This is a genomic window from Oceanobacillus sp. HCA-5259, from assembly GCF_037892815.1.
Taxonomy (GTDB): Bacteria; Bacillota; Bacilli; order Bacillales; family Amphibacillaceae; genus Oceanobacillus; species Oceanobacillus indicireducens.
Genome location: NZ_JBBKBV010000022.1, coordinates 48,918 through 58,154, shown reverse-complemented (window position 1 = coordinate 58,154; position 9,237 = coordinate 48,918). Strand labels below are relative to the sequence as shown.

The following is a 9,237-nucleotide window of genomic DNA, read 5'->3' as shown; positions in this document are numbered from 1 at the left end:
GTTAGTGTTTATCCAATTTTAGACCAAAGTTGTTGATATCGATAATTGTGCGACGAGATTGCGTGTCACGGTTAAAGATGGCGAAATGGTAGACAAGGATGCCTTACAGCAAACAGGAAGTAAAGGTGTTATTGTAAAAGGTGAAGGCGTACAAGTAATCTACGGACCACAGGTTTCTGTTATTAAAAATGAGGTTGAGGAAGAATTGGAGAAGTAATAGGAGATGACTGTTTTGAAATTACCGAGAAATTTAATTGTATCGTGTCAAGCATTAGAAGACGAACCGCTTCATTCGTCCTTTATCATGAGTAAGATGGCGCTTGCTGCTGCTCAAGGTGGGGGAAAAGGAATTCGAGCCAATTCAAAAGAAGATATTATCGAAATAAAAAAAGAAGTAGATCTTCCTGTTATTGGAATTGTAAAGCGGGATTATGAAGGGTCTGATGTCTATATCACTGCAACGAGTAAAGAGATTGATGAATTAATTGAAAGTGGCTGTGAAGTTATTGCAATGGACGCCACAATCAGCCAAAGACCTGAAAAAACTTTGGAGGAATTAGTTTTCTATGCAAGAGAGAAAGCACCAAATGTTGAATTGATGGCAGATATATCAACAATGGAAGAAGCTGTTATTGCTGAAAAATTAGGATTTGATTACATCGGAACGACTTTACATGGTTATACCAAGCATACAAAAGGTAAGAAATTATATGATGATGATTTTGCCTTTTTAAAAGAGATACTACGTGCCGTCGATAAGCCAGTAATTGCTGAGGGAAATATTATGACACCGCAAATGCTGAAGCGCGTTTTTGAATTAGGGGTATATGCGGCAGTCGTTGGTGGTGCAATTACAAGACCAAAAGATATCACCACTCGATTTGCTCATGAAATTAAAGATATGATTTAATAGTAGATAGTGATGATCCTAAAACAAGAAAGGAAATCAGCCGTGTTTAAAAAATTATTCAAGCAAAAAAAGGAAGAAAATATAGTTGCACCAGTAAATGGAAAGATTGTACCTTTAGAAGAAGTTCCGGATCCAGTATTTAGCGAAAAAATGATGGGTGAAGGGATTGCTATTATTCCGGAAGATGGGAAGATCTATTCGCCTGTAGACGGAAAGGTTATTCAAGTTGCTGAAACGAAGCATGCGATCGGACTTGTTACAGAAGGTGGCGTAGAAATTCTAATCCATATTGGACTGGAGACAGTTGGACTTAAAGGTAAAGGATTTATAGCAAAGATAAATGTTGATGATGAAGTAAAAGCTGGTCAGCTTTTGATGGAAGCAGATTTGAAATACATTAGTGAACATGCATCAAACACAATCACGCCAATTGTCATTACCAATAGTGCAGAAGGAAATCAAAATTATCACTTTACATCTGAAAAGATAGCTAAAGCAGGCGAAACGGTTATTATAACAGCGGAAGATAAATAGTGTTAGCAGAAATTAGGGGAGAGGGCGCGAACAATGGAAACCAATAAGTCCATTCTTATTAAAAATGCTAAGATTTATCTGGAGGATAAGGTTATTCCAAATGGTGGGATTTACATTGAAAATGAACAGATTCAAAGCCTTTTGGAGGGAGATTCCTTCACACAGACTCTTCCTGAGGACGCTCACATTATTGATGCGACCGGGTTAAACGCCATCCCGGGATTTATCGATGGTCACATCCACGGTGCAAATGGGGCGGATACGATGGATGCAACGGAAGAAGCGCTAGACAAAATTGCATCGATTTTACCAATGGAAGGCACGACAAGCTTTCTCGCAACAACGATTACGCAGTCACCCGATAACATTTCGAAAGCCTTAGAAAATGCTGCGCGTTATCTAAATAAACCGGGTCAGGCGGAAATGGTTGGTGTCCATTTAGAAGGTCCCTTTGTAGAAAAGTCAAGAGCAGGGGCACAGCCAAAGGAGTATATTGTTAAACCGGATTTAGAACAATTTAAGAAATGGCAGGCACAATCAGGCAGCAATATAAAAACAATTACGATGGCTCCAGAGCATGATGAAGAAGGTCTTTTTATAAAACATCTCGCACAGTCTGGTGTAAATGTATCAGCAGGACATACAGATGTTGGGTTTACTGGAATAAAAACGGCAGTATCACAAGGAGTTAGCCAACTTACCCACCTTTGCAATGCAATGAACGGAATCCATCACCGTGATATTGGTGCAGTTGGCGCTGCATTTCAATTGGAAGACTTACGAGCAGAGCTGATTGCGGATGGAATTCATGTTGTCCCAGAAATGCTGCAATTAATTTATAATAAGATGGGCAGTGAGCGGATTATTTTAATTACGGATGCGATGCGGGCTAAAGGGCTGCCAGATGGAGACTATGAGCTTGGTGGTCAGCCAGTTAAAGTAAAAAATGATAGAGCTGTTTTAGAAGATGGAACATTAGCAGGCAGTATTTTGAAGATGCATGATGGTGCTAAGCAAATGCTTCAACTGGAAGGTGTTAAGCTGCGTAATATTGTTGAGATGGCTTCCGTTAACCCGGCAAAACAAATTGGCATTTACGATCAAAAAGGCAGTATTACTCTAGGGAAAGATGCCGATATTCTATTGGTCGATGATGATCTGAACATTAAATATACGATATGCTGCGGCGCATTAGCATACCAACATCAGGATTAAAAAATAACGACATGGGAAATTAAACGTGGGTAAAATAAAGCACGTAGTTAATTTGACATGTACCAGCCCGGGGGAGGAAATTGTATAGTGAACGTTATCAAAGTAAAAGACTATGATGAGATGAGCGAAAAAGCAACCGAATTTATGGTTGATCGTATCAATTCGTTGAAAAACCCGGTTCTTGGTTTAGCAACTGGTTCCACACCAGAAGGGCTCTATCAACGAATTATTGAAAAGCACCAGCAAGACGAGGTATCGTTTAAAAATGTAACTACTTTCAATTTGGATGAATATGTCGGATTAGAACAAAATGATTCAAATAGCTATTATAATTTTATGAATGAAAAACTATTTAGCCATGTAGATATTGCCGCAGACCGTGTTCACATCCCAAACGGGGTTGCTGCGGATTTGGAAAAGGAATGCATGGAACATGAACGTGCAATTGAACAGGCAGGCGGAATTGATGTTCAAGTACTAGGGATTGGCGGAAATGGACATATTGGTTTCAATGAACCGGGAACGTCTTTCGATAGTAAGACTCATATTGTTGATTTAGATGAGTCCACCATTCAAGCAAATGCACGATTCTTCCATTCCATTGAGGAAGTGCCAACACAAGCAATTTCGATGGGCATTGAGACAATCATGAACAGTAAAGAAATTCTTTTACTCGTTTCCGGGGAAGCCAAAGCAGATGCAACAGCAAAATTGCTACATGGCGATATATCAGAGGACTTCCCAGCATCAATTTTGAAAAAGCATGAAAATGTTACTGTTATTGTTGATCAAGCCGCGCTTGAGTGGTGTAGAGGGTAAATAATTATTTTGACAAGCGTCCGAAGTCTGGGCGCTTTTATTATTTGCTAGCTCCCACACTCTCTTGATTGCGATCTTTGGGGTACTTAGAAAGGTTGCTGCTCGATTTGTCCGCTGCACGTAATTTATCATAGTAGTTTTTTTGCCTTGACTCTTCCCATAATCTTAGTATCTTTTGTAATACTAAAGAAATTATAAAAAGATATACAAATCATGGTATATTAATAATATAGAGAATTCAAAATTAGAGGAGATGGAGAGATGAACACAGTCTTTATCGCAGGACATTCGAGACTACCATCAGGGATGGCAGCAAAAAATATCTATGAAACGCTGACCATTACTGCGGAAATCGATAAGAAGTATGGGGTAATCGTGACGGCAAGTTGTACACTCGCAACAGAGCATGGTAGAGATTTTGTTCAATATTTACTAAAGGGGCATAGTTTGCAAGATGGAATTGATAAGCCTGTGCAAGCAATTAAAGAGCATTATTTAGGAAAAGCAGGTAATGCGCTTGCTTCAGCAATGAAGGATTTATATAAACAGTACGAGAATGTGGTAAAAACACCTAAATAACAGGATGAAAAATGGTGAGTCCTCTCTGGCATGCCAGAGGACTCACCATAATTATTTACTAAATCCCAATCGAAACAAGTTGCTGTTCAAGGAATTCATCCATCCCGTGATGTCCGCCTTCTTTACCGTTTCCAGATTGTTTGATACCACCGAAAGGAGCTTCTGGACTGGCAGGAAAGACATCATTGACACCGACAATACCGTAGTCCAACTTTTCCGTAACTCGGATTGCCCGACTCGTATTCTCTGTGAAGATAAAAGAGGCTAATCCATAGTCTGTATCATTTGCCTTATGAATTACGTCGCTTTCATCGTTAAATGTTTGAATCGGAATGATCGGTCCAAAGGTTTCTTCATTCATAATAACCATATCGTTTGTCACTTCAGACAGAATCGTAGGCTGATAGAAATGCCCTTTTAAAGTACCATCCCATGAAGCGCCTCCATTCAGAGCTTTTGCTCCTTTATTTACAGCATCTTCCAAATGGTAATGGACTTTATCTAAAGCTTTCTTATTGATTAAAGGTCCAATCTCCGTACCTTTCTCTAAGCCTGAACCAATCTTTAATTGTGCTACTTTTGCTGTTAATTTTGCAGTAAATTGTTCGGCAATGGATTTGTGGACATATAGACGGTTCGTACAGATACACGTCTGACCGTTATTTCTGAATTTACTTCCTAGCACGAGTGTTGCTGCTTTCTCAAGATCAGCATCCTCAAAAACAATACTTGGTGCATGGCCACCAAGTTCAAGTGACAGCTTTTTCACATGGTTGGCACTTTCTTGCATTAAATATTTTCCAACTGCGGTTGATCCGGTAAATGTAATATGGCGTACTTCTTTACTTTCAAGCAGAGCCTCGCCAATTGCTTTGGAATCACCAGTAATTAAGTTGACAACTCCATTAGGCATACCAGCTTTCTCAAACACTTTCATAATCTCGATAGCAGAAAGCGGTGTTTCTGGTGCTGGTTTCAAGACGACCGTACATCCTGCTGCTAAAGCAGGAGCAATTTTTCGAGTGATCATAGATTATAGACTGTTTCTGTTTTTCCGTCAACATCTCTCCAGGAACCATTAATGAATAAGCTTTTTGTCATCGTCTCAATCTGCATTTAAACACCCTCCTTCACTAATAATTAGAGACCAGGAACGGTTGATGATTCTTCCCAAGCTGGCAGCATTCGATTAAGCGTTTTATCCTGACGGTAGCCAAGAACATATTCCGCTTGCATAATCGTATGAATTTCTCTCGTCCCTTCATAAATAACAGGGGCTTTTGAGTTACGTAAATATCTTTCTACCGGGTATTCATCAGAGTAGCCGTATGCCCCGTGGATTTGGACGGCGTCATCCGCAGCCCGGTTGGCAAAATCACAAGCCTGCCATTTGGCAAGGGATGTTTCTCTCGTGTTCCGTTTGCCTTGATTTTTTAACGCCCCCGCACGATAAACGAGCAGTCTGCTCATTTGAAAACCAGCTTCCATTTTGGCAATCATCTGTTGTACAAGTTGATGCTTCCCAATTTCTTTCCCGAAAGTTTCCCGTTCCTGACAGTATTTCACACTAGCCTCGAGACAAGCCATAATTTGCCCAACGGCACCGGCTGCAACGGTAAAGCGTCCATTGTCAAGGGCTGACATGGCAATCTTAAAGCCTTCTCCTTCTTCACCAAGCAGGTTTTCTTTCGGTACCTTCACGTTATCGAAAAAGATTTCCCCAGTATTCCCAGAACGGATACCATGTTTCCCTTTAATTGCTTTAGAGGAAAAACCATCCCACTCCCGCTCCACGATAAAAGCGGAAATTCCTTTATGTTTTTCTGACCTATCACCAGTATAGGCAAACACTAAAAAGTTGTCTGCGAGATCACAAAGGGAAATCCATGTCTTTTGACCGTTTAAAATATAATGGTCTCCATCTTTAACAGCGCTCGTTTCTAAAGCTGCAACATCCGATCCGGCAGCTGGTTCCGTAAGACCGAATGCGCCGATTTTTTCCCCCTTTGCTTGTGGAACGAGATATTTCTGCTTTTGTTCTTCTGTCCCCCATTGCAGCAACGTCATGCTATTTAATCCGGTATGGACGGAAACGGCAGTACGGAATGCCGTATCGCCGCGTTCAAGCTCTTCACAGACAATCGCAAGGGAATTGTAATCCATGCCGCTACCGCCATATTCCTCTGGGATACATACCCCCATGAGACCGAGTTCGGAAATTTTGTCAATTATACGTGGATCAAATTGTCCTGTGCGGTCCCAATCGGCAATATACGGCATGATTTCTTTATCGGTAAAATCTCTAACTGTTTTACGTAGCATATTTTGTTCTTCCGTGAATTCAAAGTTCATCTGATCATCTCCCAAATTTAGTTTTTTGTTTTTTGATTCATGAATTCCTCATTATGCTCCCCAACGTTAGGCGGGTGGTGACGGTATGTTACGGGAGTTCTCGATAATTTGAGTGGACTGCCAATCATTTTAATATGTCCGGCAGTCGGATGTTCGGTACTGATAAACATTTCTCGAGCAAGGAGCTGCGGGTCTTTCGTTACCTCTTCTAAATTTTGTATCGGTCCGCATGGAATATTATTTTCATTACAACGCTTTTGCCAATAGTTGGTGGGTTTCGTTGCAAATACTTCTTCTAACAATGGAACTAATTGTTCTCGGTGCTGTACGCGATCTGGGTTCGTTAAAAATCTAACATCTGTACTTAATTCTGGTTTTCCGAGAACGGTACATAATGCTTTATATTGGTTATCATTGCCAACCGCAATAACAATTTCGCCATCTATTGTTTTAAATGTCTGGTATGGCACGATATTGGCGTGATGATTACCGAGTGCTTCAGGGATTTTCCCTGACAGTAAATAATTACTCCCAATATTAACGAGCGAGCTGACCGCGCTGTCATAGAGTGAAATATCAAGTTTCTGTCCCTTGCCAGAGAAGTTTCTTTCAAGCAGTGCAGCTTGGATGCCAACACACGCATATAGCCCGGTTAAAACATCTGTAATAGCGACACCAAGTTTTTGTGGTCCAGAATTTTTATCTCCTGTGATACTCATCAATCCGCTCATTGCCTGCACGATAAAATCATAGCCGGGCATCGCTTTATTTGGTCCGGTTTCGCCAAAACCGGTGATGGAGCAGAAGACAATTCCTGGATTGATGTCCGCAACGGTTTCAAACCCAAGTCCAAGTCTTTCCATTGTGCCAGTTTTGAAGTTGTTGATAATGACATCACTTTCTTTTACTAATTTCTTAATGAAGCTGATTCCTTCCTCCGTCTTTAAATCGACCGTAATACTTTTCTTGTTCCGATTCGCACTTAGGTAATAAGCGCTCACACCTTCTTGGAAGGGAGGACCCCATTTACGGGTATCATCACTCCCGCCGGGTGCTTCGACTTTAATCACTTCTGCACCGAGGTCACCTAGAATCATCGTGCAATAAGGACCGGCGAGTACCCGGGACAGATCTAGAACTTTAAAATTGGAAAGAGCCATGGATGAACCTCCTTTCAAATGTATTAAAAAAGCCAGCTCAAATGATATACAGCATCCTGTAAATCAATTTGAACTGGCTTTTGACTGTTGGAACAATCCTTGGAGGGACTGTAAACAGATTAGGCAGTTTTACTATTTTAATTGTTAGATTGATCATGTGGCACGAGCGTGGATGCGCCTTAACACGATTCATTATTCTTATTATAATATATTCTAAAATTTTTGTAAACAATGATTAAGCAATACGGTCAATTTCTTTTTTCATATGTTCCTCCGCGTTTTCTTTCCCGTATTTCCGCATCGAATAGTTATAAAAAACAGTTCCAATTAAAAACCAAAATCCGATAATAATCCATTCCGGAATGCCTAAAGCAGATGGCATGCCCGGTAAATATAAAGTGGCGATTCCAAAAGCAAGAATGGTTGCAATCCAGCCAATTACCGATCCGCCGCGAAGTTTAAATGGGCGCTCCATTTCCGGTGCCTTTTTTCGTAGGATGACAAAGGAAAGGGCGACCATGGACCAACCGATCACAAGTCCGATTCCCCCAGCATCGACAAACCAGACAAGGGCAGGGCGACCGAGCAGTGGCGCCATCGTGGACAGAAGTGCGATCAAAATAATTGCTTTATGCGGGGTTCGGTATTTAGGGTGTAACTCGCCTAGGAACTTTGGTAACATGCCAGCTTTTGCGAGGGCATAAATTGCTCTACTACCACCAACGTAAAAACCTAACCAGCTTGTCAAAATCCCGCCGATTCCGCCAAGGACAAGAATATTAGCCATTAATTGACTTCCGCCAAAAGCATTCCCCATTGCATCTGCGGTTGCTAAATTTGTTGCTGCGAGTTCTGAGGGTGTCATCACGCGAGATACGCCGAATATAATGGCAACATACCAGATGACGGCTAAAATAACAGAAAAAATGAGCAGTTGTCCGATTCGCTTTTTAGGTAGATTTATTTCTTCTGCAGCCTGCGGGATAACGTCAAACCCTACAAACATAAATGGCGTCATCACGACGACAGTCAGCAATCCGGCAAATCCTTTTTGAAAGAATGGCTCCATTGTTGCAGTGGTACCAGTAACGCTACTACCTGTAATGAGTAATATACCAGCGATAATAATTAATAATGTCAGGATAATATTGATGAAAGAAGTTAATTTAATTCCACGATAGTTTACCCAAGCGATGAAAATTGAACCGATCATCCCTGTACCAGCCCAAGTGATTGTTACATCCCAACCTTGGATAGTGTATAAATAGCCTTGACTAAAGTTCGGAATTAAATATTCGAATACGGTCGGTAAGGCGACGGCTTCGAATGCGACAACAGATACATAGCCAAAAATGATAGCCCATGTTGTAACAAAGGACATAACCCGTCCCATGGCTTTATACGTATAGACAAATTCTCCACCAACGAGCGGCATCGCAGCAGCGAGCTCCGCGTAAGTAAGACCTACGAAGATTACCATGATCCCACCGATAACAAAAGCTAAAATTGCTCCTAATGACCCAGCTTCATTAATCCAAATCCCTGTCGTGACAACCCAGCCCCAGCCAATCATAGCGCCAAAAGCAAGTGCCAATACGTCTTTATTGCCTAACAGTTTTAGTAGCTTTTGATCTGAATCCATTTAAGCCCTCCTTGCTGGAATTTGGA

General features: G+C 41.1%; 8 protein-coding genes and 2 pseudogenes. 6 read left to right on the top strand and 4 right to left on the bottom strand.

Features of this window, described 5'->3' with window-relative positions:
• Window positions 1-28: 28 nt before the first annotated feature.
• The 6 genes and pseudogenes from WKU33_RS12605 to WKU33_RS12580 all read left to right on the top strand — a co-directional run.
• A pseudogene (locus WKU33_RS12605) lies at window positions 29-217 on the top strand (glucose PTS transporter subunit EIIB); the annotation flags it as partial.
• A 15-nt stretch (window positions 218-232) separates the two neighbouring features.
• A complete protein-coding gene (locus WKU33_RS12600) occupies window positions 233-910 on the top strand; it encodes an N-acetylmannosamine-6-phosphate 2-epimerase (RefSeq protein ID WP_340454924.1) in 678 nt (225 codons plus the stop codon).
• Window positions 911-922: 12 nt separating this feature from the next.
• A complete protein-coding gene (locus WKU33_RS12595) occupies window positions 923-1,444 on the top strand; it encodes a PTS sugar transporter subunit IIA (RefSeq protein ID WP_340454922.1) in 522 nt (173 codons plus the stop codon).
• A gap of 33 nt (window positions 1,445-1,477) precedes the next feature.
• Entirely contained in the window at window positions 1,478-2,659 is a 1,182-nt protein-coding gene (nagA, locus tag WKU33_RS12590; RefSeq protein ID WP_340454921.1) for an N-acetylglucosamine-6-phosphate deacetylase, read from the top strand.
• Between the two features lie 87 nt (window positions 2,660-2,746).
• Window positions 2,747-3,478: a glucosamine-6-phosphate deaminase gene (gene nagB / locus WKU33_RS12585; RefSeq protein ID WP_340454919.1), complete on the top strand. Its 732-nt coding sequence runs from the start codon at window positions 2,747-2,749 to the stop codon at window positions 3,476-3,478.
• A 261-nt stretch (window positions 3,479-3,739) separates the two neighbouring features.
• Entirely contained in the window at window positions 3,740-4,057 is a 318-nt protein-coding gene (locus WKU33_RS12580) for a DUF3870 domain-containing protein (RefSeq protein WP_156856405.1), read from the top strand.
• Between the two features lie 58 nt (window positions 4,058-4,115).
• On the opposite strand, the pseudogene WKU33_RS12575 reads toward WKU33_RS12580, so the two are convergent.
• From WKU33_RS12575 to WKU33_RS12560, 4 genes and pseudogenes are all read right to left on the bottom strand, one after another.
• Window positions 4,116-5,090, bottom strand: a pseudogene (locus tag WKU33_RS12575) (NAD-dependent succinate-semialdehyde dehydrogenase); the annotation flags it as partial.
• 107 nt (window positions 5,091-5,197) lie between these two features.
• A complete protein-coding gene (locus tag WKU33_RS12570; protein ID WP_156856407.1) occupies window positions 5,198-6,409 on the bottom strand; it encodes an acyl-CoA dehydrogenase family protein in 1,212 nt (403 codons plus the stop codon).
• Window positions 6,410-6,426: 17 nt separating this feature from the next.
• A complete protein-coding gene (locus tag WKU33_RS12565) occupies window positions 6,427-7,569 on the bottom strand; it encodes a CaiB/BaiF CoA transferase family protein (protein WP_340454915.1) in 1,143 nt (380 codons plus the stop codon).
• Window positions 7,570-7,804: 235 nt separating this feature from the next.
• Window positions 7,805-9,211, bottom strand: coding sequence for an APC family permease (locus WKU33_RS12560; protein ID WP_340454913.1), 1,407 nt, complete (start codon window positions 9,209-9,211; stop codon window positions 7,805-7,807).
• Window positions 9,212-9,237: the final 26 nt, after the last annotated feature.

Coding starts and splice junctions, on each gene's coding strand:
- WKU33_RS12595 (WP_340454922.1), top strand. CDS start 923: ATGATCCTAAAACAAGAAAGGAAATCAGCCGTGTTTAAAAAATTATTC.
- nagA (WP_340454921.1), top strand. CDS start 1,478: ATGGAAACCAATAAGTCCATTCTTATTAAAAATGCTAAGATTTATCTG.
- WKU33_RS12580 (WP_156856405.1), top strand. CDS start 3,740: ATGAACACAGTCTTTATCGCAGGACATTCGAGACTACCATCAGGGATG.
- WKU33_RS12570 (WP_156856407.1), bottom strand. CDS start 6,409: ATGAACTTTGAATTCACGGAAGAACAAAATATGCTACGTAAAACAGTT.
- WKU33_RS12565 (WP_340454915.1), bottom strand. CDS start 7,569: ATGGCTCTTTCCAATTTTAAAGTTCTAGATCTGTCCCGGGTACTCGCC.
- WKU33_RS12560 (WP_340454913.1), bottom strand. CDS start 9,211: ATGGATTCAGATCAAAAGCTACTAAAACTGTTAGGCAATAAAGACGTA.